The following is a 22,549-nucleotide window of genomic DNA, read 5'->3' as shown; positions in this document are numbered from 1 at the left end:
GCGTTCGTTTTCGTTTACAGCCCCTCTCCCCGACCCTCTCCCCGGAGGGGAGAGGGAGGAGTAAGAAATGCGCCCTACCGAAACCCCAGAAACCCGCTCCGTCCGCCTGCTCCGCGTGGGCGAGCAAGTGCGCCACACGCTGAGCGACATCCTCGCGCGCGGCGATGTGCATGACGAGACGCTGGCCAAGCATCCGGTGACGATCACCGAAGTCCGCATGTCCCCTGATTTGCGTCATGCAACCGTGTTCATGAAGCCCTTGCTCGGCAAGGATGAGGAAGCGGTGCTGAAAGCGCTGCGCACCAACACCGCCTATCTGCAGCGCGAGGTCGCCGCCCGCGTTCAGATGAAATACGCCGCCAAGCTCAAGTTTCTAGCGGACGAGAGCTTTGACGAAGGCAGCCATATCGACAAATTGCTGCGGGATCCCAAGGTTGCGCGGGATTTGGGCGGCGAGGATTGACAGCAGCGCCGGTAAGACGCATCTTACCGCTATGAACACGCAAACCACTCTTTCGGGAAAAGGCCAAGTCGTCATCCCAAAGGACATGCGGGATGCACTCGGGCTTGTTCCTGGGCAAAAGCTTGACGTGGTGAGGGCAGGCAACGGCGTATTGCTGCGCCCGGTATTGCAGAAAAGCGGTCGCACGACGGAAGAGATTTTCGCGCATCTCCGCGAAATCGCGCCCAAATGGGAGGGGCCTCCGGTCTCGATCGAGGAGATGGACTGCGCCATCGATGCGATGTTCGCGGCACGATCCAAGGAAGACATCTGACTGTCGCGGTCGATACGAACATCGTCGTGCGTATTCTCGTCGACGACGATGCACGTCAGGTCGCGATGGCAAAGGCCGTGCTATCGCGAGATTTCGCGTTATTGCCGAGCGTATTGCTCGAAACCGAATGGGTGCTGCGGTCGAGTTACAAATGGCCGCGCGCCCGAATCGGAGAGGCGCTGGCGACGCTTATCGACCTGCCAACGTTGCGCGAGGCACCACCGGGTATCGGTTGGGTGATCGAGCGCTTCGCCAGCGGCGCAGACTTGGCCGATATGCTGCACCTCGCCGCCGCAGGCTCCGCCGAAGGCTTCGTCACGTTCGACCGCCGACTTGCCAAGGCTGCTGGCCAAGACACGCCCGTTCCCATCGAAACGCTCCCCTAATGGCCAAGCTCTATTTCTACTACGCCTCGATGAACGCGGGCAAATCGACCAACCTGTTGCAGGCCGATTTCAACTATCGCGAACGCGGCATGCGCACCGTGCTGCTCACCGCCGCGATCGATGATCGCTTTGCGGCGGGGACGATCACCTCGCGCATCGGCCTTGCCGCCGATGCCATCGCGTTCGAGCGCGATACCGATCTGGTCGCGGTCGTCACCCGCGAAGGCGAAGCGCCTCCAGCCTGCGTATTGGTGGATGAAGCGCAATTCCTGACCGCAGCCCAGGTTGACCAACTCGCCACGCTGGCGGATTTCCACGGCATTCCCGTGCTGGCTTATGGCCTGCGCACCGATTTCCTCGGCACTCTGTTCGAAGGTTCGGCGCGCCTGCTGGCGATTGCGGATTCGCTGATCGAAATCAAATCGGTCTGTGCGTGCGGGCGCAAGGCGACGATGAACTTGCGCGTCGGGGCGGATGGCCGCGCGATTGCGGCGGGCGCGCAGACCGAGATTGGCGGCAACGACCTGTACATTGCGCTGTGCCGTCGCCATTTCAGCGAAGCGCTCGCCGCCGCCTGATTTCGAACGGACCCCCATGACCGACCCCAATCTGCCCTATACCATCGCGGTGTGGCTCATTCCCCTCGTCATCGCGATCGTGTTTCACGAAGTCGCGCATGGCTATGTCGCGCGCCTGTTCGGCGATCCCACCGCCGAGCGGCTCGGCCGCCTGACGCTCAACCCGCTGCGCCATGTCGACCCGATCGGCACCGTGGTGTTGCCGATGGTGCTGGCGATCGTGCACGCGCCGATCTTCGGCTGGGCCAAGCCGGTGCCCGTAGATGCACGGAAGATGCGCAACCCGCGCCGCGACATGATGCTGGTGGCGCTGGCAGGCCCCGCGACCAATTTCGTGCTGGCGACGCTGACCGCCTTCGCACTGGCGGGGCTGTTGCTCGTGCTGCACGGCGTTCCAGCCCCGGTGCCGCCCTTCACCCTGGCGCGCTTCGCGGTCGATAATCTCGGGAATTTCCTGCAGATCAATGTGTTTCTCGGCATCTTCAACCTGATCCCGCTGCCCCCCTTTGATGGCGGGCATGTCGTCCAGGGCCTGCTGCCGCGCGCCGCCGCGATCCACTATGCCAAACTGGCGCGCTACGGTTTTCCCTTGCTGATCGTGCTGCTGTTCGTCCTGCCGATGATCAGCCCGCAGGCGGACATCGTGCGCCGCTTCGTCGCTCCCATCGCCGGGGCCGCCACCGACTTCTTCTTCGGCATCGCCAATCTGGGCGCGGCATGACTGGCGTGCATGGCTGGCTGATCCTCGACAAGCCGTTGGGGCTTGGGTCGACCCAGGGCGTATCGGCGGTGAAGCGCGCGCTGCGCGCCGCTGGCTATGATGCGAGCAAGCGCGGCATCAAGGTCGGACATGGCGGCACGCTCGATCCGCTGGCGACCGGCGTGCTGCCGATCGCTTTGGGCGAAGCGACCAAGCTCGCCGGGCGGATGCTCGACAGCGACAAGGTGTATGATTTTACGATCGGGTTTGGGGTGGAGACCGACACGCTCGATCTGGAGGGCAAGGTCATTGCCGAGAGCGCGGTGCGCCCCACCCTCGGCCAGGTCGAAACGGTGCTGCCGCGTTTCACCGGCCCGATCGAGCAGGTGCCGCCGGCTTACTCAGCGCTCAAGGTGGATGGCGAGCGCGCTTATGATCTCGCGCGGGCTGGCGAAACCGTGCTGCTGGCAAGCCGGGCTGTGACGGTGCACGCCCTTTCCTGCCGTCACCCCGGCCTTGTGCCGGGGTCCACCATGCCCCAAACCGATGCCCGAGAGGATGGGTGGACCCCGGCACAAGGCCGGGGTGACGGAGAAGGCCGGCTGGACTCCATCACCCTCACCGCCCACGTCTCCAAAGGCACCTATATCCGCAGCCTCGCGCGCGACATCGCGCTCGCGCTTGGCACGGTCGGTCATGTCACCATGCTCCGCCGCACCAAGGCCGGGCCGTTCACGCTCGACCATGCAATATCGCTGGACAAACTGGCCGATTTCGGTAATGCGCGCACCCTTGAACACAATCTCCTGCCGTTGAGGGCGGGGCTGGACGACATCCCGGCTCTATCCCTCTCCCCCGATCAGGCAGGGCTGCTCCGACAGGGGCGGGTGTTGATCGGGATCGCCGCAGATGATGGCCAATACTTCGCGACGCTGGACGAAAGTCCGGTCGCCCTGGTGGAGGTTCAGGACCGCGAGGTCCGCGTCATTCGCGGTTTCAACCTGTGACGATGTCGAAGGAAAGAATATGACGATCACTGCAGAGCGCAAGAATGCGCTCGTCAAGGAACATGGCCGCGTCGAAGGCGACACCGGCAGCCCCGAAGTCCAGATTGCGATCCTTACCGAGCGTATTCGCAACCTGACCGAGCACTTCAAGGGCCACAAGAAGGACAATCACTCGCGGCGCGGCCTGCTGATGATGGTCAACAAGCGGCGCTCGCTGCTCGACTATCTCCGCCACAAGGACGGCGCGCGATATACCGACCTCATCGCTAAGCTGGGCCTGCGCAAGTAACGCGACCAGTACGGAAACGGCGCCCTCGCGGCGCCGTTTTCATATGTCCCTCTTTCGCCATTCCGCACTCCGGCGGCATGGCAGGGGAGCCACGAAAGGCTCCAAACCGCGCGGGTCGGCTTAACCCGCACAGTGGCCCCGTCGGCATCCGGCCGGCGGCGTTGAAGGAAAAAAGATGTTCGATACCAAGACCGTGACCACCCAATGGGGTGGCAAGACGCTGACGCTGGAAACCGGCCGCGTCGCGCGCCAGGCCAATGGCGCCGTTATGGCAACGCTCGGCGAAACCGTGGTGCTCTGCGCCGTGACCGCCGCCAAGTCGGTGAAGGAAGGCCAGGATTTCTTCCCGCTGACCGTTCACTATCAAGAAAAATATTCGGCTGCCGGCCGCATCCCCGGTGGCTTCTTCAAGCGTGAGCGCGGCGCGACCGAAAAGGAAACGCTGGTCAGCCGCCTGATCGACCGCCCGATCCGCCCGTTGTTCCCCGAAGGGTTTTACAACGAGATCAACGTGATCTGCCAGGTGCTCAGCTACGATGGCGAAAACGAGCCCGACGTGCTCGCAATGGTCGCCGCCTCGGCTGCGCTGACCATCTCGGGCGTGCCCTTCATGGGCCCGATCGGCGCAGCGCGCGTCGGCTATGTCGATGGCGAATATGTGCTCAACCCGACGCTCGACCAGGTCAAGGAAGGCGATCTCGATCTCGTCGTCGCCGCGACTGGTGAAGCCGTGATGATGGTCGAATCCGAAGCCAAGGAGCTTTCGGAAGAGGTCATGCTCGGTGCCGTGCAGTTCGCGCACAAGGCGTGCCGCGAAGCCGTCAACCTCATCATCGATCTGGCCGAGCAGGCTGCCAAGGATCCGTGGGAAATGGCCGCTCAGGCCGATCTCTCGGCCGCCAAGGACAAGCTCAAGAAGCTGATCGGCAAGGACATCGCCGCCGCCTATAAGGTGACCGACAAGTCCGAGCGGTCTAACCTGCTCAACGCCGCGCGCGCCAAGGCCAAGGAAGCCTTTGCCGATGCCGCTCCGCAGGACCAGATGGCCGCGCAGAAGCTCGTCAAGAAGCTCGAAGCCGAAATCGTCCGTGGCGCGATCCTGAAGGACGGCCAGCGTATCGATGGCCGCACCACCACGCAGATCCGCCCGATCGAGGCGATCGTCCACTTCCTGCCGCGCGCGCACGGCTCGGCGCTGTTCACGCGTGGTGAGACGCAGTCGATCTGCACCACCACGCTCGGCACCAAGGACGCCGAGCAGATGATCGACGGCCTGACCGGCCTGTCCTACGAAAACTTCATGCTGCACTACAACTTCCCGCCTTACTCGGTCGGTGAAGTCGGCCGCTTCGGCGCGCCGGGCCGTCGTGAAGTCGGCCATGGCAAACTCGCCTGGCGCGCGCTGCACCCGGTGCTGCCGTCGAAGGACGAGTTCCCCTACACGATCCGCGTTCTGTCGGACATCACCGAGTCGAACGGCTCGTCGTCGATGGCGACGGTGTGCGGCGGTTCGCTGTCGATGATGGATGCCGGTGTGCCGCTGAAGCGCCCGGTTTCGGGCATCGCCATGGGCCTGATCCTGGAAGGCAAGAAGTTCGCCGTTCTCTCCGACATTCTCGGCGACGAGGATCATCTGGGCGACATGGACTTCAAGGTCGCAGGCACCGAAGCCGGCATCACCACGATGCAGATGGACATCAAGATCGCCGGCATCACCGAAGAGATCATGCGCAAGGCGCTGGAGCAAGCCAAGGAAGGCCGCGCGCATATCCTGGGTGAGATGAACAAGGCGCTGTCGTCGACCCGCACCGAGCTTTCGGCGCACGCACCGCGCATTGAGACGCTGCAGATCGACAAGAGCAAGATCCGTGAAGTGATCGGCACCGGCGGCAAGGTGATCCGCGAGATCGTCGCGCAGACCGGCGCCAAGGTCGACATCGATGATGAGGGCCTGATCAAGATCAGCTCGTCCGACACCGCGCAGATCGAAGCCGCGATCAAGTGGATCAAGGGCATCGTCGAGGAAGCCGAAGTCGGCAAGGTCTATGACGGCAAGGTCGTCAACCTGGTGGACTTCGGGGCGTTCGTGAACTTCATGGGCGGCAAGGACGGTCTCGTCCACGTCTCCGAAATCAAGAACGAGCGCGTCGAGAAGGTCGCGGACGTCCTTAAGGAAGGCCAGGACGTCAAGGTCAAGGTCCTCGAGATCGATCCGCGCGGCAAGGTCCGCCTGTCGATGCGCGTCGTCGATCAGGAAACCGGTGCCGAGATCGAAGACACCCGCCCGGCGCGTGAGCCGCGCGAAGGTGGCGATCGCGGTCCCCGTGGTCCGCGTCGTGATGGTGACGGCGGCCGTGGCCCGCGTGGCGATGGCGGTGGCCGTGGCGAAGGCCGTGGCGATCGTGGTCCACGCCGTGATGGCGACGGTGGCCGTGGCCCGCGTCGCGATGGCGGCGGCGAGCGCGCACCCCGTGCAGAGCGTTCGGGCGGCAATGACGACGGCCCCGCGCCCGAGTTCGCACCGGCCTTCCTGACCGGTGACCGCGACTAAAACCTCCGCGTCTTACGGAGAAAGAAGGGGCCCGGAGCGATCCGGGCCCCTTTTTCGTAAATTGGCAGCCCGCAAAAGGCGGTTGGTTTATTACGTACGCTGCCCTATCCCCGAACCGCGCGATGCGGCCTTTCGAGGCCCCATCGCGCATTCGCGCCGGTAACGGGAATGCAGTGCGCACGATCCGTGCAAATCTGCAGCTGTCCCTGCAACTGTAAGCGGCGAGTATGACGCGCATGTGGAACCGACGGTTCCGCGGCCACTGGGGAAGCCCGCCACCTTGGCGGACCACCTGGGAAGGCGCGCATCGTGCGATGACCCGTGAGCCAGGAGACCGACCGGCGCGGGTCGCTCTTGCCCGGCTCATGGGATTGGCCAGGCGCGAAACGATTTTCGTCTGAGCGACGAACGTGCGGCTGGGGCCGCATCGGGGGGCGGTGCCGGGCGCTTATGCGTCCGTCCGGTGGCGTGTCCCGACCGTTCGCAGCGGACGCCCCGGTCCTTGTCGCTCGACGCCCAAGGGACTCGTTTACGCCATGAAGACTCTGCTTTCCTCGGCCGCGCTTGCCGCGCTGCTGCTCCCCGCCACCGCCTTCGCTCAGGTCGCCCCCGATCCGGCACTCGCGCAAACCACCGACGACGAGTCCGCCATCGTCGTCACTGGCATCCGCTCCACCGTCACCCCGCTGCGTGCGGATCAGATTGGCGGTTCGGTCACCGTGCTCGATACCGATGCGCTCGACCAACGCCAGACCCGCACCGTTTCCGACATCCTGCGCGATGTGCCCGGCGTTGCGGTCAGCCGCATCCCCGGCCAGACGCAGATCCGCCTGCGCGGGGCCGAGGCCAACCACACGCTGGTGCTGATCGACGGGATCGAAGTGTCCGACCCCTATGCCGGCGAATTCGATTTCGGCACGCTGATCGCGGATGATGTCGCGCGCGTGGAAGTGCTGCGCGGGCAGCAAAGTTCGATCTACGGCTCCGATGCGATCGGTGGCGTGATCCAATATATCACGCTGACCGGGCGTGAGGCCCCGGGTGTCAGCGCGCGGATCGAAGGCGGTTCGTCCGGCACGGTCAACTCGGCAGCTCGGATCGCGGGCGTATCCGGCACATTCGATTATGCGCTGTCGGGCACGCTCAACACCACCGACGGCACGCCCAATGCGCGCGGAGGAACGCGCAATCTTGGCAATGACTCGGGCGCGGTGTCGTTCAAATCGACGTGGTCGCCCGCATCCAATGCGCGCCTCACCGCCGTCGCGCGCTATGCCCGCACTCAAGCCGATTTTAACGACAGCGACAGCAACCCCGCCAGCAAGACCTTTGGCTATACGATCGACACGCCAGGCGCGCATTTCATCAACGAAGCGATATACGGCCTGCTGCGTGGCGAACTCGATTTGCTCGACGGCAAATGGACGCAAGCGCTGACCGGCCAAATCGCCGACACCACGCGCAATGGCTATGGCGCGACCGCGCGCACCTATGGCGACACGGGCCAGCGGCTGAAGGGCTCGTATGAATCAACGCTCAAGCTCAACCAGGGCGCACTGCATCACCAATTGACCGTCGCGGTCGATGTCGAGCGCGAGCGCTATCGCAATACCGATCCGACCGGCTTTGCCTTCACCGGGCGGCGGCAAGTCGACAATGTCGGCATCGTCGGACAATATGACCTGACGCTCGGCGAGCATGCCGCGTTCGGCGCCTCGCTGCGGCAGGACCTCAACAACCGCTTTCAGGACACCACCACCTATCGCGTGCAAGGCAGCTATTGCTTCGACAGCGGCACGCGGGTTCGCGCAGCGGCCGGATCGGGCGTGAAGAATCCGGGCTTTTACGAACTCTATGGCTATAGCGACGGGCGCTTCATCGGCAATCCGGGTCTGAAGCCGGAGCGCTCCGAAGGATGGGAAGCCGGGATCGAGCAGAGCTTCGACCAGGGCCATGTGCTGATCGGCGCGACCTATTTCGACAGCCGTCTGTCGGATGAAATCTACACCATTTACCCCGCGCCAACGTACGTGGCGACACCCGCCAACCGCACCACCAAATCGCGCCAACACGGGGTCGAGGCGTTCCTCAACGCCCGCATCGGCACCGCGTGGCGGATAGACGCGGCCTATACCTATCTCCACGCCCGCGAGAATGGTGTGGAGGAAGTGCGCCGCCCGAGCCATATCGCCAGCGTCGCGGTCGGCTGGCGCGCGCCGCACGATCGCTTCGGCTTCACCGCCGTGGCACGCTACAATGGCGACACCAGCGACGTGGCGTTCACCGATCCGTCTTATGTCCCGGTCACCGTGCGGCTGCACGATTATGTGCTGCTCAACCTCAATGGCGACGTGAAGCTGACCAAGCATTTCACGCTGTTCGGGCGGATCGAGAATCTCAACAACGCGCATTATGAGGACGTGTTCAGCTTCACCAATCCGGGTCGCACCGTTTACGGCGGTGTTCGCGCACGCTTCTGATCACCCGCTCCGTCATCCGGGCACTGCCCCGGATGACGGAGCGCCATAGCAGCACCCTTGCAGCACTCCATAATTCCACTATAGTGGAATTATGGAAATAGAGAACGCTGTCGCCGCTTTGTCCGCGCTCGCCCATGCCGGGCGGCTCAGCGTGTTCCGCATGCTGGTCCAGGCCAGTCCCGAAGGGCTTGCGGCGGGCGAAATCGCGCGTCGGCTGGACGTTCCGGCCAACAGCTTGTCGACCAATCTCCACATCCTGTCGCACGCGCAATTGGTATCGAGTCGCCGCGATGGGCGTTCGGTCATCTATTCCGCGCGGCACGACAGCATGGCGACCTTGCTCGAATATCTCATGGAGGATTGTTGCGGGGGCAGTCCGGAGATTTGCGGGCAGTTGGCCGACACCGTGCTGCGCAGCCGTTGCACTGAGGAAGGACACGCATGACCGCCCCGATCGCCATCGATATCATCGTCTATCACAATCCGGCCTGCGGCACGTCGCGCAACACGCTGGCGATGATCCGCAACGCAGGGATCGAGCCGCATGTCGTCGAATATCTCAAGACGCCGCCATCGCGCGCGCTGCTCGAGCAGTTGATCGCGCGCGCCGGAATGCGCCCGCGCGATTTGCTGCGCGAAAAAGGCACGCCCTATGCCGAGCTTGGCCTGGACGATGAGAGCCTGAGTGACGCCGCGCTGGTCGATGCGATGATGGCGCATCCGATCCTGATCAACCGCCCGCTGGTGGTGTCGCCGCTCGGCGTGACGCTTTGCCGCCCGTCCGAACGGGTGCTGGACTTGCTGCCGACACCGCAACACGGTGCGTTCACCAAGGAAGATGGCGAGCAAGTGATCGACGCGCACGGCCAGCGCGTCGGCTGATGCTTATCGCCGTTCTGATCTTTCTCGCGACGATTACCCTCGTCATCTGGCAACCCCGCGGACTCGGCATTGGCTGGAGCGCGACGGCGGGCGCGGTCGTCGCGCTTGCGACCGGAACCATCGGTCTCGCCGACATTCCGGTGGTGTGGAACATCGTATGGAATGCGACGGGCGCGTTTGTCGCGATCATCCTGATCAGCTTGATCCTCGATGCGGCGGGTTTCTTCGAATGGGCGGCGTTGCACGTCGCACGCTGGGGCGGTGGCAACGGCAAAAGGCTGTTCGCGCTGGTGGTGGTGTTGGGGGCGGCGGTGTCGGCGCTGTTCGCCAATGATGGGGCCGCGCTCATCCTGACCCCGATCGTCCTCGCGATGCTGCGGGCGCTGGGTTATGGCGTCAAGGCGGCGCTGGCGTTCGTGATGGCGGCGGGCTTCATCGCTGATACCGCCAGCGTGCCGCTCGTGGTGTCCAATCTCGTCAACATCGTCTCGGCCGATGTCTTCAAGCTGGGCTTTGCCGATTATGCGTGGGTGATGGTGCCGGTCGATCTGGCCGCGATCGCGGCGACGCTCGCGGTACTCCTGCTGTTCTTTCGGCGCGACATACCGTCCGATTACGATGTCGCGCTGCTCCGCACACCCGGCGAGGCGATCAGCGACCGCGCGACCTTTCGCGCCGGGTGGGGCGTGTTGGCGCTGCTACTGGTCGGGTTCTTCCTGCTGGAACCGCTCGGCGTTCCCGTCAGCGCGACAGCTGCCGTTGGCGCGGTGGTGTTGATCGGTATCGCGGCGCGGGGTGGCACCATTGACACCCGCCAGTTGATCCGTACCGCGCCGTGGCAAATCGTGGTCTTCTCGCTCGGCATGTATCTGGTCGTTTATGGGCTGAAAAACGCCGGGCTGACCAATGGGCTCGCGCTGCTGCTGGATCGCACGGCGCAGAGCGGGCTTTGGGGGGCCACCTTCGCCACCGGCATCCTTGCCGCGCTGCTCTCTTCGGTGATGAACAATTTGCCGACGGTGCTGATCGGTGCCCTGTCGATCGACGCCACGCACGCGACCGGCGCGGTCCGGCAAGCGATGATCTATGCCAACGTCATCGGCTGCGATCTGGGGCCCAAGATTACCCCGATCGGTTCTCTCGCCACCCTGTTGTGGCTGCACGTGCTTGGGCAGAAAGACGTGCGGATCGGCTGGGGCTATTATTTTCGGGTAGGCATCACGCTCACCACGCCGATCCTGCTGGTGACGCTTGCGGCGCTGGCGATACGGTTGGGGTGATCGATCGAAAGGGCGGAGGGAGCACCGCAGTGCTCCCTCCAAGGATCGTTCAGAAGTTCGCCGTGAAACCAACTGCGAGGTTGCGACCCAGGCTGTCATAGCGTGCCGGGATCGTGTTGTTGCGCGCCAGGCTGATATTGTACGAATTCGCCAGGATCGGCGGGGCCTTGTCGAGCAGGTTGTTCGCGATCAGGCGCAGGCTGTAGCGCTTGGCAATGTTGAACGTCAGCGCGAGATCGAAGTAGCTGACCGGGGCGATATAGCCGAAGGTCTTCTGCACCCGATCAGGCGTGCCGCCGATCGCCGGATCGCCCGAATTGTTGGCGCTGGTGAGCGACCCGACATAGCGCCAGTTGAACGAGGCGTTGAAGCCATCATCCGGCGTAACATAGGTCGCGCGCAGCCCATGGCTCCACTTCGGCAGCAATTGGCCACAGCCATTGCCGTAATAACCGGCGCAATTGCGCTCGGGCTGCAGCGGCGAATCCTGGCCACCGGCGAAGGTGGTCAGCGAGCCGTTGAAGCTCAGATCCATCCGGCCAACCTTGCCCAGACCCAGCGCATATTGCGACTGGAAGTCCCAACCGCGCGCGATCGAGAAATAATAGTTGGTCGTACCGGCGCGGATGAAGCCGCTGGTCGGGTTGGTGCCGGCCGCCGCATAGAGCGTGCCATTGGCGGCGCGCACGATGCCCGAGCAGAAGAACGGATCCCCGTTCGAACGCAGGCAGCCATCGGTATAATAGCTGTCGTCATTATAGCCGAGCGAGTTGTTGATCTTGATCCGATAGCGATCGACCGAGAACACCAACCCTTTGACGAAGCGCGGCTTCAGGATGATGCCATAGGTCTGGGTATAGGCCGTTTCCGGCGCAGCGGTGAAACCGCCCGAACGGACGGTGCACTGGTCGTTCGGGCACAGCAGCGTCGCGCTGCCATAGAGCGAATCGGACAGGCCGGTTGCGCGGCACACTTCCTTCGACGCGAGCGGCGCGGTGGTGGTGATGGTCTTGCCCGGATTGGCAGGGTCAGCAATCTGACGCGGCACGGGAGCGCAGAAGTCGTTCTGCGACCCGCCCTGACGCGAATAGCTGATGTTGCTGGCCTGATACGCTTCGACCACGGTCGGCGCGCGCTGCGCCTTGTTGAAGGAGGCGCGGAACACGATGTCGCGAACCGGCGCGTACAACCCTTCCAGCTTCCACGTCGTGAATTTGTCGGGGTTGGAGCTGTATTTGGACAGACGCCCGCCGGCATTCACCTGAAGCTCTTCGATAAAGGGCTTGTGCTGAACCAAAGGTGCCTGAAGCTCGATATTGCCTTCCCAGACATGCTGGCGGAGGTCGGCATCCGATCCGCCATTGTCGGCCCGGAATGCCGCATTCGCGGTCGAGAACTGACGATCCTCGCGATATTCCACACCCGCCGCAAAGGCGAGCCCCTGATCGGCAAAGGGTGACTTGATGCCATATTTGCCGAGGTCGCCGGTCACGTTGGCGAGCACATCGTACAGGATGCCAACGGTGGTCTGCTTCTCGGCCGCGAGACCACTATACAGATAGTTGACCAGCGCCTGGTTGCTGTTCCCCGCCTTGAACGCATCGAACGGGACGCAATTCTTGTCGGTCCCATCGACGACCGAGGCGCAGGTCGGCGTGCCATTGACGTTGACCACGTTGAGCGAGCGGTTGACGTTGGCAAATTGCGGCAGCGAGGCGGGCATATAGTCCTGCTGGTTGCGCGCATAGACGCCGCCAACGTCATAGGTCCATGCATCGCCGATCTTGCCGCGAACACCGCCCGTCGCGCGAATGGCGCTATTGACATAGGTATCGGTCAGATACGGCACATTGAAGCGATAGCGCACATCGAGCGGCGCGAGCGTCGCGGTTCCGGCCGCAGCCCCGCAAATCGCGGATGCTTGCGACGCCGACAGGAACGGATTGTTGCAGTTCACCTGATACGGGTCGGACCCATAATTGGCGGCAGCAAACACCCGGGTCGGGAAGCGGTTGGTCGACTTATCCCGGAACCAGATGCCCGACCCGTAGATTTCCGCCGCCGGCGAGAGCTTCAGCGTTGCGAAGCCCCCGGCGTTCACGCGGGTGAAGGCGCGCTGGTACGAATAGCCGTCATAGGGGTTGGCCGCATTGCCCGCACCCGCGCCATAGGGAACGAAGCTGCGCGTGCCGTCCGGATTGTTGACATAGGCCGTCCCGTTGTTGGCCCCCGAACGGGGCGAGATGTAACCGCTGACCGAATAGGACGACAACGAGCAGCTGAGCGGGCCATCGGTACCGGTCTGCACCAATTGGCAGGCCGAGGTCGATCGCGCGTCGTACGGCACCAGATCCTGGTGCTTATAATTGACGAAGCCGGACACTTTCAGCTTGTCGTCAAACAGCGAGGTCCCGGCGGTCAACGTCACATCGGCACGGCCACCGTCATTGACCATCCCGGTATTGGTCGGGAAGCTCGATGCCTGCGCCTGCTGGGTGACGATGTTCGCGCGGTTCTGGTGGTTGTAGAAATTGTAATTGCCGTCGATCCGGATGCCCTTGAAATCGGGCTTGAGGACGAAGTTGACGACGCCTGCAACCGCGTCCGAGCCATAGACCGACGAGGCACCGCCGGTCAGCACGTCGACGCGATCGATCAGCGAGACCGGAATGATCCCCGCATCCTCACCGTTTTGCGTGCCCAGGCGCTTGCCGTCGATCAGCACCAGCGTGCGTTCAAAACCCAGGCTGCGCAGCTTGATGCGCTGGCGACCGTCCGAATCCTGGTAATTTTGCTGGCTGTCGGGCGCGATCTGCGGGAGGCGGTTCAATACCTCTTCGATATTGGTCGGCGACTGCGCCCGGATGTCCTGCGCGGTCACCGTGGTGATCGGCGCGGCCGACGCGATGTTCGGACGCAAAATGCGCGTCCCGGTTACCAGAATATCGCCGTCTGCCGGTGTGGCATCGGCTGCATCCGGTTTCGAGACGTGATCGTCGGCGGCGGCCTGCTGCGCCATCGCAGGCGCGGCGAAAGCCAGCGCCGCGCCCAGCGCAGCAAAGGATACAGAGTGACGGAGCATCATGAAAATTTCCCCTAATTACACATGCCGCCCGCGTTTTGCGTTACGGCACCGTGACAAGAGGTTCTATTCAAATTGGCAAACCGTCAATACCTAATTGATACCACGCCAAACCGATTTTGACATTTTATGCGTCCATGTCATGATCGTACATAAAGAATGAACCGGGGTGACCATGACCAGTAGAAGATCCTTGCTCGCCATGATGGGCGTTGCCGCCGGCGCATTGCCCGCGGCCAAGGCCTTGGCCGACGTAACGTCCGGGCCTGCCGCGCAAATTGTCTCGACCTGGGACTTTGGCGCGGCCGCAAACGACGCTGCCTATGCGAAGCTGGTCAGCGGCGGATCGTTGCTCGATGCGGTCGAAGCAGGGGCGATGGTGCCTGAAGCGGACCCGAACAACCACTCGGTTGGCTATAGCGGCTATCCCGACCGCGACGGTCACGTCACGCTCGACGCCGTCATCATGGATGATGCCGGCCGGGTCGGCGCGGTCGCCGCGCTCGAAGATTCCATGCACGCCATTTCGGTCGCGCGCCGCGTGATGGAAAAGACCCCGCACACGCTGCTGGTCGGCGAAGGCGCGACGCGCTTCGCCAAGGATCAGGGCTTCCCTTATTGCAAATTGCTGACGCCCGACTCGGAAAAGGCGTGGCGCGAATGGCTCAAGACCGCAAATTATCGACCCGAAGCCAATAGCGAGAACCGCATCACCCGCACGCCCGGCGGCGCGCTCGACCATGATACGATCGGCCTGCTCGCGCGCGATGCCAGCGGACGGCTGGCGGGTGCGTGCACTACCTCCGGCATGGCGTTCAAGATGCGCGGCCGCGTCGGCGATTCGCCGCAGGTCGGCAGCGGGCTGTTCGTCGAAGCGGGCGTTGGCGGCGCAACCTCGACCGGACTGGGCGAGGAAGTGACACGCATTGCGGGCACCGCGCGCGTGATCGCGTCGATGCGCGCCGGACGTTCCCCGCAGGAGGCGTGCGAGGAAGTGGTGAAGCACATTGCCAAGCTGCGCGGTGACGCCATTCGTGGAGTCCAGGTCGGTTTTCTGGCGCTCGATCCGCATGGCAATGTCGGAGCGTTCTGCCTGTTGCCGGGCTTCACCTATGCCGTCACCGACATGGCCGGCCGCACCGTGGTGCATAAAGGAACGTCGCTATTCCAGGCGTGACACCCAAACGCGGCATGCTCGAAGTCTGCGTCGAAACGGTCGCGGGGCTGGAGGCGGCACTTCGTGGCGGGGCCGACCGGATCGAATTGTGCGCCGCCTTGTCGGTCGGTGGACTGACCCCGCCGGGCTCGCTGATCCGCGCGACCGCGTCCGGCCCCCTGCCGGTCCATTTGCTGGCCCGCCCCCGCGCGGGCGGGTTTAGGTATAACACGGCAGAACAGGCGCTGATCGCCGACGACATTCGCGCCGCCGCCGACGCCGGGCTCGCCGGTGTCGTGATCGGGGCCAGTGCCGCCGACCGACAGCTCGATACCGCTGTGCTCGCACGCTGGGTGGATCACGCACGCACACTAGGGCAGCAGCGCGGTGCCGCGCTGTCGTTGACCCTGCACCGTGCCTTCGATCTGGTGCCCGATCCGCTTGCAGCGCTCGAGCAGGCAGTGGCCTTGGGGTTCGATCGTATCCTGACCTCGGGCGGAGAGCCGCGTGCGATCGACGGCGTGACAACGCTCGCTGCGTTGCATCGGCAGGCGGCGGGGCGGATCATCATCCTCGCGGGAAGCGGGATAAGCGTCGAAACCGCGCCCGCGCTGTTGGCGACGGGCATCACCGAACTCCACGCATCGTGCCGCAGCACCCGCGAGATCGCCCCGGACGCCCCCGAACGCCGCTTCGGCTTCGTTGCGGCGCAGGACGGCGATACCGATGTCGATCGCGTCGCAGCGCTTGCGCAGCTGGTGCATTTTGCGGCTTGAGTAATACCAATATAAAACCTATCCCGGCTGAGATAGCAATCGGACCAGCCATGCACGATACCATATCCATGACCGCTTCGCCCGTTTTGGGCCCAACGCTGATGTTTCAGGAAGCGGCGGAGGCCGGTGCCGCCGTCGCCCGCATGCTCGCCGCCAATGGACCGGCCTTCGCCGCGCTCGGCGCGAAGCTGCGCGCCGCCCCGCCCGCCGTTATCGTAACCTGCGCACGCGGATCGTCCGATCATGCCGCCACCTATGGCAAATATCTGATCGAGACGCGCACCGGCATTCCGGTGGCATCGGCCGCACCGTCGGTCGCCTCGGTCTATGCCGCGCCCGCCGTACAGGGCCATGCGCTGTGCATTGCCATCTCGCAAAGCGGGCGCAGCCCGGACTTGCTCGCCACCGTGGCCGCGCAAAAGGCGGCGGGCGCGCATGTCGTCGCGTTGGTCAACGATGCCACCTCCCCGCTCGCCGACACCGCCGATACGGTGATCGCGCTGTCGGCCGGGGTCGAACGGTCGGTCGCTGCGACCAAATCCTACATTGCATCGCTGGCAGCACTTGCTGCCTTGGTGGCGGAGTGGGCCGAGGACGACACATTGCGCCGCGCCGTCGCGGGCTTGCCCGATGCGCTCGCGCGGTCCTGGGCGCTGGACTGGGGCAGCGTTGGCGCGAGCCTGCAGAACGCGACCAACCTGTTCGTCATTGGGCGCGGGCTTGGCCTTGCGGTCGCGCAGGAAGCGGCGTTGAAGCTGAAGGAAACCTGCGGGCTTCACGCCGAAGCCTTCAGTTCGGCCGAGGTGCGCCACGGCCCGATGGCGATCGTTGGCAGCGGCTTTCCAATCATCGCCTTCGCCACCTCCGACGTGATTGGCGACGACGTCCGCGCGGTTGCGGCGGACTTTGCCGCGCGCGGTGCGCGTGTCAGCCTGGCCGACGCACGCACCGATGGGGCGGGTGACCCGCCCGCGCTTACCGCCGACCCCGCAATCGAGCCGATCCTGATGATCCAGAGCTTCTATCGCATGGCCGATGCGCTTTCGCGCGCGCGCGGGTACAATCCCGATGCGCCGAGCCATCTCAGCAAGGTTACCCGCACGCTATGACGTCTTATGCTTTCGTAAACGGCAATATCGTCACGCCGCGCGGAATCCTGTCCGCTGCGACGATCGACGTCGAGGGCGGCGTCATCGTCGCGATCATGGAGCGCGCCGGTGCCGGAGCGATCGATCTTGACGGTGGATGGCTGATGCCCGGCTTCATCGACACCCAGGTCAATGGCGGCGGCGGCGTGCTGTTCAACGACGAACCGACCGTCGACGGGATTGCCGCGATCGGTGCGGCGCACCGGCCTTATGGCACCACCGCCTTCCTGCCGACGCTGATCAGCGATTCGGCAACGGTCATCGGCCAGGCGCTGGAGGCAACCGATGCGGCGATTGCGGCCGGTGTTCCGGGCGTGGTCGGCGTGCATATCGAGGGGCCAGTCATCAACGTTGCGCGCAAGGGCATTCACGATGCCGCGCGCTTCGTCACGCTCGACGATACGCTGATGGCGTTGCTGATGCGGCCGCGCCGTGGTCGCGTGATGGTCACGATCGCGCCCGAATTGGTGCCGCTCGATCGCATTGCCGCGCTCGCGCGCGCCGACGTGCTGGTCAGCCTTGGCCATAGCAATGCGACCTATGCCGAAGCGACGGCAGGGTTCGCCGCCGGCGTGACGGGGGTCACCCATCTGTTCAACGCAATGTCGCCGCTCATTCAGCGCGCGCCCGGCGCGGTTGGTGCCGCGCTGGACAACCAGTCGGTCTATTGCGGGCTGATCGTCGATGGCTTCCATGTCGACGATGCCGCGCTGCGCATCGCGCTGCGCGCGCGCCCGGCGGATCGCATGATGCTGGTCACCGACGCGATGCCGTGCGTCAACACCGCCGAGACCACCTTCCTGCTGCAAGGCCGCCCGATCCATGTCGAGGGTGGCCGCTGCATCGGGGCGGACGGTACGCTCGCCGGGTCGGATCTCGACATGGCACGCGCGGTGCGCAACACCATTACCCGGCTCGGCATCGCGCCCGAGCGCGCGGCGGCGATGGCGGCAACTCATCCGGCCGCCTTCCTCGGCCTGTCGCGGGATCGCGGTGCGATCACGCCGGGCAAGCGCGCGGACTGGGTGCAGCTCGACGCCGCATTCCACCCAATCGCGACCATCATTGGCGGAGACGTTGCGGCGACGGCCCGGTCCGAACCCGTCCCTGCCTGACCCTTCGCGCTTTGCGCGTCCTGCCCCGTTTGAGGAGAAACCATGGCGTCGATCGTGCTGTCCGCACCGTTACAAGGCTGGGTCACTGCGCTGGACGATGTTCCCGACGCCGTGTTCGCCGGGCGGATGCTGGGCGACGGGCTGGCGATCGATCCCACCGGCACTTGCCTGTACGCGCCCTGCGACGGGCGCATCGTCAGCGTGCAATCGACCGGCCATGCGCTGACGATCGAAGCCGATAACGGTGCGCAAATCCTGATCCACCTCGGCATCGACACGGTCGGGCTGGGCGGGCGCGGCTTCACCCCGCATGTGCGCGCCGGGGACCGAGTCGCTACGGGCGACGCCCTGATCGACTTCGATCTCGATCTGCTGGTGCGCGAAGCCCCGGCCGTGATCACGCCGATTCTTCTGGTGGAAGGCGAAGGCTATGCGCTGAGCGATCGCGCGGCGATCGGGCCAATCGCGGTCGGTGCGCCGCTGATGACGGTGCGGGCGATCGCCCCGTCGGCGACCGAGCACACCGACCGCAGCGATATGCCGCGCGAAGAGCGCACGCTGCGCATCGATCTGGCTCACGGCATCCACGCCCGCCCGGCCGCCCGCATTGCCGCCTGCGCACGCGCCTTCCGCGCGACGATCACGCTCGGCAAGGGCGCGCGCACTGCCTCAGCGCTCAGCCCGACCGGGCTGCTCGCGCTGGGCATCGGGCATGGCGATACGATCACGCTGGCCGCGCAGGGCAGCGACGGCACCGCCGCGCTCGATGCGCTGGTCGCGCTGATCTCCGGCGGCATGGACGAAGCGCCCGCGCCTGCCACGCCGCCGCCCGCCACCATGCGCCGCGCTGATGTGCCCGAGGGCGCGCTTGCGGGCGTGACCGCAGCGCCGGGGCTCGCGATCGGGCCGGTACGGCATCACCGCGCCATTGACCCAGAGGTTCCGTTGCTGGGGCGCGGCATTGCCGCCGAGCAGGCCGCCTTCACCACCGCCCATGCCGCGCTCATCGCCGACATGACCCGGCAGGCCGCCGCCGCCCACGGGCCGGCACGCGCCATTCTGGAGGCGCACGCCGCGTTGCTGGCAGATCCGGCGCTGATCGAGACGACCCACACCGGCATCGCCCGCGGCGAAAGCGCCGCTTATGCGTGGCGCGCCGCGATCCGCCCGCAAGCCGATGCGCTGCGCGCCGGTGGCGACCCGCATCTCGCCGAACGCGCCGACGATCTGCGCGACCTGGAACGCCAGTTGCTCGCCCGGCTGTTGGGCGGGGCCGAAGCCGCGCAGATCTATCCCGCCGGCACGATCCTGATCGCCGAGGATCTGATGCCGTCCGATCTGATCGGCTCGGCCGAGGGCCTGGCCGGTCTGTGCATCGCCAAAGGCGGCCCGACCTCGCATGTCGCGATCCTCGCCGCCTCGATGGGCTTGCCCGCATTGGTCGCGATCGGCCCCGACGTGCTGGATATCGCTGACGACACCCGCGTCATTCTCGATGCGAGCAACGGCCTGCTCCACACCGCTCCCTCCGCCACGCAGCTGGCCGAAGCCGAAGCCGCGCAAGCCAAGGCCGCCGCGCGCCGCGCAAGCGCGCTCGCGCGGGCGGGCACACCCTGCCACACAGCCGACGGCACCCGCATCGAAGTCGTCGCCAATCTCGGTTCCGCCGCCGAAGCGGCCCCCGCTATCGCCAATGGTGCCGAAGGCTGTGGCCTGCTGCGCACCGAATTCCTGTTCCTCGAACGCGACACCGCGCCCTCGGTCGCCGAACAGGCCGCCGAATATCAGGCAATCGCCGATGCGCTCGAGGGTCGCCCGCTGATCGTGCGCCTGCTCGACATTGGCGGCGACAAGCCCGCCCCCTATCTGCCGATCGCGGGCGAGGAAAATCCGGCGCTGGGCTTACGCGGTATCCGCGTCGGCCTGGCCCACCCCGCCTTGCTCGAAGAGCAGCTGCGCGCGATCCTCGCGGTACAGCCGACCGGCCAATGCAAGATCATGCTGCCGATGGTCGCCCAGATCGAGGAACTGCGCCGCGTCCGCGCGCTGCTCGACCGTCTGTGCGCGGAACTCGGCATCGCCACGCCGGTGCAGCTCGGCATCATGGTCGAAACCCCCGCCGCCGCCGTCACCGCCGATCTGCTGGCGCGCGAGGCCGATTTCCTGTCGATCGGCACCAATGACCTGACGCAATATACGCTGGCGATGGACCGCGCCAATCCGGCAGTCGCAAGCGCGCTCGACGGCCTGCACCCCGCCGTATTGCGCCTGATCGGCGAGACCTGTCGCGGCGGTGCCGCGCACGGCCGCTGGACCGGCGTGTGCGGCGGTCTCGCCTCCGATCCGCTCGCCGTGCCGATCCTGCTCGGGCTCGGCGTCACCGAATTGTCGACCGCGCCGGTAATGGTGCCGACGATCAAGGCGCTGGTGTCGGACGTCACGCTCGCGGCCTGTCGCGATCATGCCGCCGCCGCGCTTGCCTGCGCCTCCGCCGCCGAGGTGCGCGCCCTCGCCCGAAGCTTCGCGACCAAGGAGATGTCGGCATGAAATCGATCCTGGGGGCGCTCCAGCCGCTTGGCCGCGCGCTGATGCTGCCGATCGCGGTGCTGCCGATCGCCGGCCTGCTGATGCGGCTCGGCCAGCCCGATCTCATCCCCGGCGGCCTGCCCTTTATCGGCGCGGCGGGGCAGGCGATCTTCGACCATCTCGGCCTGCTGTTCGCGATCGGTGTCGCGACCGGCTTTGCGCGCGATGGCAATGGCGCTGCGTGCCTCGCGGGTGTCACCTGCTTCCTGGTGACGACCGAGGCAGGCAAGACGCTGCTGACGGTTCCCCCCGAAGCCGTTGCAGGCTTCACCGGTCCATCAATCGACCTCGCCACGGCGGCATGGAAAGCCAAGGTCATGGCGCGGCTCGACGTGCCGATCGGGATCCTGTCGGGGCTGGTCGGCGGCCTGTTCTACAATCGCTTCTCGGCGATCAAACTGCCCGAATATCTCGCCTTCTTCGGCGGCCGCCGCTTCGTGCCGATCGTCAGCGGACTGGCCGGGCTCGCGCTCGCGCTCGTCGTCGGACTCGGCTTCCAGTCGATCAGCAACGGCATCGACGCGCTCAGCACCGCGGCGACCAGCGCGGGCGCGCCGGGGCTGTTCGTGTTCGGCTTGCTCAACCGGCTGCTGCTGGTGACGGGGCTGCACCATATCCTCAACAACGTCGCCTGGTTCGTGGTCGGCGACTGGCACGGCACCACCGGCGATCTGCGCCGCTTCTTCGCGGGCGACCCGAGCGCCGGAAGCTTCATGGCCGGGTTCTTCCCGGTGATGATGTTCGGTCTGCCTGCCGCCTGCCTCGCCATGTACCACGCCGCCGCGCCCGATCGGCGCAAGGCGGTCGGCGGCATGCTGTTCAGCCTCGCGCTCACCTCCGCGCTGACCGGGGTGACCGAGCCGATCGAATTCAGCTTCATGTTCCTGGCCCCCGTTCTGTTCGCCATCCATGCCGTGCTGACCGGCCTGTCGATGGCGCTGATGGACCTGCTCGGCGTCAAGCTCGGCTTCGGCTTCTCGGCCGGGCTGTTCGATTACGTGCTGAACTACGGCAAGGCGACGCGCCCGCTGCTGCTGCTGCCGGTCGGCGCGGTCTATTTCCTGCTCTATTACGGCATCTTCCGTTTCTTCATCAAACGGATGGACTTGCCGACCCCCGGCCGCGAGCCGCTCAGCGATACCCCTGCGACATCCTCCCCAGTCGTCGCAGGCGGGCGCGGTGCGGCCTTTGCGCAGGCGCTTGGCGGCGGGGGCAATCTCACCACCGTCGGCGCCTGTACGACGCGGCTGCGGCTGGTGGTACGCGATCAGGCGCTGGTCGATGACGCCGCGCTCAAGGCGCTCGGCGCACGCGGCATCATCCGTCCCTCGGCGACCGCGCTGCAAGTGGTGCTCGGGCCGATCGCCGATGTCGTCTCGGTCGAAATCCGCGATGCGCTCGCGCTCGGCGGCGGCATTGTCGCGCCACCGGCCGCCGCCGCGCCGACCGCGGAGCCCAAGCTGACGCTCGCCGCACCCTTGCTCGCGGCGCTGGGCGGCGCGGACAATATCGCCGACAGCGCACGCTATTTCGGGCGGCTGCGGGTCATGCTGCGCGATGCGGCCAAGGCCGACCAGGCGGCGCTCGACACGCTCAACCTGCACGCAGTCGCACGCCCCGCGCCGGGGCTGCTGCATCTGCTCGGTGACGAAGCCACGCTCGGGCGGCTGATCGCCGCCTGAGCCTCTGGGGGCAAGCCTCTCCCCCCCAACCCGTTCGTTTCGAGCGTAGTCGAGAAACAGCCACAAGCGCGGTGC

General features: G+C 65.5%; 19 protein-coding genes and 1 riboswitch. Of the genes, 18 read left to right on the top strand and 1 reads right to left on the bottom strand.

Features of this window, described 5'->3' with window-relative positions:
* Positions 1 to 67: 67 nt before the first annotated feature.
* From rbfA to ON00_RS14165, 12 genes are all read left to right on the top strand, one after another.
* Positions 68 to 463, top strand: coding sequence for a 30S ribosome-binding factor RbfA (rbfA, locus tag ON00_RS14220; protein WP_010406814.1), 396 nt, complete (start codon positions 68 to 70; stop codon positions 461 to 463).
* Between the two features lie 31 nt (positions 464 to 494).
* On the top strand, positions 495 to 776 hold the full coding sequence (locus tag ON00_RS14215; protein ID WP_029622917.1) for an AbrB/MazE/SpoVT family DNA-binding domain-containing protein: 282 nt from the start codon (positions 495 to 497) through the stop codon (positions 774 to 776).
* Complete coding sequence (locus ON00_RS14210) at positions 728 to 1,162, top strand: type II toxin-antitoxin system VapC family toxin (protein ID WP_342626518.1); 435 nt, start codon at positions 728 to 730, stop codon at positions 1,160 to 1,162. Before ON00_RS14215 ends, ON00_RS14210 begins: the two co-directional genes overlap by 49 nt.
* A complete protein-coding gene (locus ON00_RS14205; RefSeq protein ID WP_010406808.1) occupies positions 1,162 to 1,740 on the top strand; it encodes a thymidine kinase in 579 nt (192 codons plus the stop codon). Before ON00_RS14210 ends, ON00_RS14205 begins: the two co-directional genes overlap by 1 nt.
* A gap of 16 nt (positions 1,741 to 1,756) precedes the next feature.
* Positions 1,757 to 2,461, top strand: a complete 705-nt coding sequence (locus ON00_RS14200) for a site-2 protease family protein (protein ID WP_010406806.1) — start codon at positions 1,757 to 1,759, stop codon at positions 2,459 to 2,461.
* Positions 2,458 to 3,447, top strand: a complete 990-nt coding sequence (gene truB / locus ON00_RS14195) for a tRNA pseudouridine(55) synthase TruB (protein WP_010406803.1) — start codon at positions 2,458 to 2,460, stop codon at positions 3,445 to 3,447. The genes ON00_RS14200 and truB overlap by 4 nt, the downstream gene beginning before the upstream one ends.
* Positions 3,448 to 3,466: 19 nt before the next feature.
* Entirely contained in the window at positions 3,467 to 3,736 is a 270-nt protein-coding gene (gene rpsO, locus ON00_RS14190) for a 30S ribosomal protein S15 (RefSeq protein ID WP_010406799.1), read from the top strand.
* A 175-nt stretch (positions 3,737 to 3,911) separates the two neighbouring features.
* Entirely contained in the window at positions 3,912 to 6,287 is a 2,376-nt protein-coding gene (gene pnp, locus ON00_RS14185; protein WP_010406797.1) for a polyribonucleotide nucleotidyltransferase, read from the top strand.
* A gap of 140 nt (positions 6,288 to 6,427) precedes the next feature.
* Positions 6,428 to 6,644, top strand: a riboswitch (cobalamin riboswitch).
* 179 nt (positions 6,645 to 6,823) lie between these two features.
* Positions 6,824 to 8,767 carry a TonB-dependent receptor plug domain-containing protein gene (locus ON00_RS14180; RefSeq protein WP_010406794.1) on the top strand — a complete coding sequence of 648 codons (1,944 nt, stop codon included), beginning with the start codon at positions 6,824 to 6,826 and terminating at the stop codon, positions 8,765 to 8,767.
* A 91-nt stretch (positions 8,768 to 8,858) separates the two neighbouring features.
* Positions 8,859 to 9,212: an ArsR/SmtB family transcription factor gene (locus tag ON00_RS14175; protein WP_029622915.1), complete on the top strand. Its 354-nt coding sequence runs from the start codon at positions 8,859 to 8,861 to the stop codon at positions 9,210 to 9,212.
* Positions 9,209 to 9,649 carry an arsenate reductase (glutaredoxin) gene (gene arsC, locus ON00_RS14170; protein ID WP_010406790.1) on the top strand — a complete coding sequence of 147 codons (441 nt, stop codon included), beginning with the start codon at positions 9,209 to 9,211 and terminating at the stop codon, positions 9,647 to 9,649. The genes ON00_RS14175 and arsC overlap by 4 nt, the downstream gene beginning before the upstream one ends.
* Entirely contained in the window at positions 9,649 to 10,929 is a 1,281-nt protein-coding gene (locus ON00_RS14165) for an arsenic transporter (RefSeq protein WP_010406788.1), read from the top strand. The genes arsC and ON00_RS14165 overlap by 1 nt, the downstream gene beginning before the upstream one ends.
* A 49-nt stretch (positions 10,930 to 10,978) precedes the next feature.
* Here ON00_RS14165 and ON00_RS14160 read toward each other — a convergent pair whose 3' ends face one another.
* Positions 10,979 to 14,014 carry a TonB-dependent receptor domain-containing protein gene (locus tag ON00_RS14160; protein WP_010406785.1) on the bottom strand — a complete coding sequence of 1,012 codons (3,036 nt, stop codon included), beginning with the start codon at positions 14,012 to 14,014 and terminating at the stop codon, positions 10,979 to 10,981.
* Between the two features lie 172 nt (positions 14,015 to 14,186).
* Here ON00_RS14160 and ON00_RS14155 point away from each other — a divergent pair, with 172 nt between their 5' ends.
* The 6 genes from ON00_RS14155 (at position 14,187) to nagE (ending at position 22,474) form a co-directional block, all read left to right on the top strand.
* Positions 14,187 to 15,188 carry a glycosylasparaginase gene (locus tag ON00_RS14155; protein ID WP_029622913.1) on the top strand — a complete coding sequence of 334 codons (1,002 nt, stop codon included), beginning with the start codon at positions 14,187 to 14,189 and terminating at the stop codon, positions 15,186 to 15,188.
* On the top strand, positions 15,185 to 15,943 hold the full coding sequence (locus ON00_RS14150; protein WP_010406783.1) for a copper homeostasis protein CutC: 759 nt from the start codon (positions 15,185 to 15,187) through the stop codon (positions 15,941 to 15,943). Before ON00_RS14155 ends, ON00_RS14150 begins: the two co-directional genes overlap by 4 nt.
* 68 nt (positions 15,944 to 16,011) lie before the next feature.
* Positions 16,012 to 17,052 (top strand): SIS domain-containing protein, encoded by a 1,041-nt coding sequence (locus ON00_RS14145; protein WP_010406781.1) that lies wholly within the window; start codon positions 16,012 to 16,014, stop codon positions 17,050 to 17,052.
* Positions 17,049 to 18,206 (top strand): N-acetylglucosamine-6-phosphate deacetylase, encoded by a 1,158-nt coding sequence (gene nagA / locus ON00_RS14140; RefSeq protein ID WP_010406779.1) that lies wholly within the window; start codon positions 17,049 to 17,051, stop codon positions 18,204 to 18,206. Before ON00_RS14145 ends, nagA begins: the two co-directional genes overlap by 4 nt.
* A 42-nt stretch (positions 18,207 to 18,248) precedes the next feature.
* Positions 18,249 to 20,753, top strand: coding sequence for a phosphoenolpyruvate--protein phosphotransferase (gene ptsP / locus ON00_RS14135; RefSeq protein ID WP_010406777.1), 2,505 nt, complete (start codon positions 18,249 to 18,251; stop codon positions 20,751 to 20,753).
* Positions 20,750 to 22,474: an N-acetylglucosamine-specific PTS transporter subunit IIBC gene (gene nagE / locus ON00_RS14130; RefSeq protein ID WP_010406776.1), complete on the top strand. Its 1,725-nt coding sequence runs from the start codon at positions 20,750 to 20,752 to the stop codon at positions 22,472 to 22,474. Before ptsP ends, nagE begins: the two co-directional genes overlap by 4 nt.
* Positions 22,475 to 22,549 lie beyond the last annotated feature (75 nt).

Origin of the sequence: Sphingomonas echinoides ATCC 14820, from assembly GCF_000241465.1 — a bacterium.
Classification (GTDB): Bacteria; Pseudomonadota; Alphaproteobacteria; order Sphingomonadales; family Sphingomonadaceae; genus Sphingomonas; species Sphingomonas echinoides.
Note: the sequence above shows the minus strand (reverse complement) of the source record. Positions and strands in the feature narration are given on the sequence as shown.

Bases quoted from the DNA above. Each gene is read 5' to 3' on its own strand.
- ON00_RS14165 (WP_010406788.1), top strand. From the start codon at position 9,649: ATGCTTATCGCCGTTCTGATCTTTCTCGCGACGATTACCCTCGTCATC.
- ON00_RS14215 (WP_029622917.1), top strand. From the start codon at position 495: ATGAACACGCAAACCACTCTTTCGGGAAAAGGCCAAGTCGTCATCCCA.
- rpsO (WP_010406799.1), top strand. From the start codon at position 3,467: ATGACGATCACTGCAGAGCGCAAGAATGCGCTCGTCAAGGAACATGGC.
- ON00_RS14205 (WP_010406808.1), top strand. From the start codon at position 1,162: ATGGCCAAGCTCTATTTCTACTACGCCTCGATGAACGCGGGCAAATCG.
- ON00_RS14180 (WP_010406794.1), top strand. From the start codon at position 6,824: ATGAAGACTCTGCTTTCCTCGGCCGCGCTTGCCGCGCTGCTGCTCCCC.
- pnp (WP_010406797.1), top strand. From the start codon at position 3,912: ATGTTCGATACCAAGACCGTGACCACCCAATGGGGTGGCAAGACGCTG.
- nagE (WP_010406776.1), top strand. From the start codon at position 20,750: ATGAAATCGATCCTGGGGGCGCTCCAGCCGCTTGGCCGCGCGCTGATG.
- ON00_RS14160 (WP_010406785.1), bottom strand. From the start codon at position 14,014: ATGATGCTCCGTCACTCTGTATCCTTTGCTGCGCTGGGCGCGGCGCTG.
- ON00_RS14175 (WP_029622915.1), top strand. From the start codon at position 8,859: ATGGAAATAGAGAACGCTGTCGCCGCTTTGTCCGCGCTCGCCCATGCC.
- arsC (WP_010406790.1), top strand. From the start codon at position 9,209: ATGACCGCCCCGATCGCCATCGATATCATCGTCTATCACAATCCGGCC.
- ON00_RS14155 (WP_029622913.1), top strand. From the start codon at position 14,187: ATGACCAGTAGAAGATCCTTGCTCGCCATGATGGGCGTTGCCGCCGGC.
- rbfA (WP_010406814.1), top strand. From the start codon at position 68: ATGCGCCCTACCGAAACCCCAGAAACCCGCTCCGTCCGCCTGCTCCGC.
- ON00_RS14145 (WP_010406781.1), top strand. From the start codon at position 16,012: ATGACCGCTTCGCCCGTTTTGGGCCCAACGCTGATGTTTCAGGAAGCG.
- ON00_RS14200 (WP_010406806.1), top strand. From the start codon at position 1,757: ATGACCGACCCCAATCTGCCCTATACCATCGCGGTGTGGCTCATTCCC.
- truB (WP_010406803.1), top strand. From the start codon at position 2,458: ATGACTGGCGTGCATGGCTGGCTGATCCTCGACAAGCCGTTGGGGCTT.
- ptsP (WP_010406777.1), top strand. From the start codon at position 18,249: ATGGCGTCGATCGTGCTGTCCGCACCGTTACAAGGCTGGGTCACTGCG.
- nagA (WP_010406779.1), top strand. From the start codon at position 17,049: ATGACGTCTTATGCTTTCGTAAACGGCAATATCGTCACGCCGCGCGGA.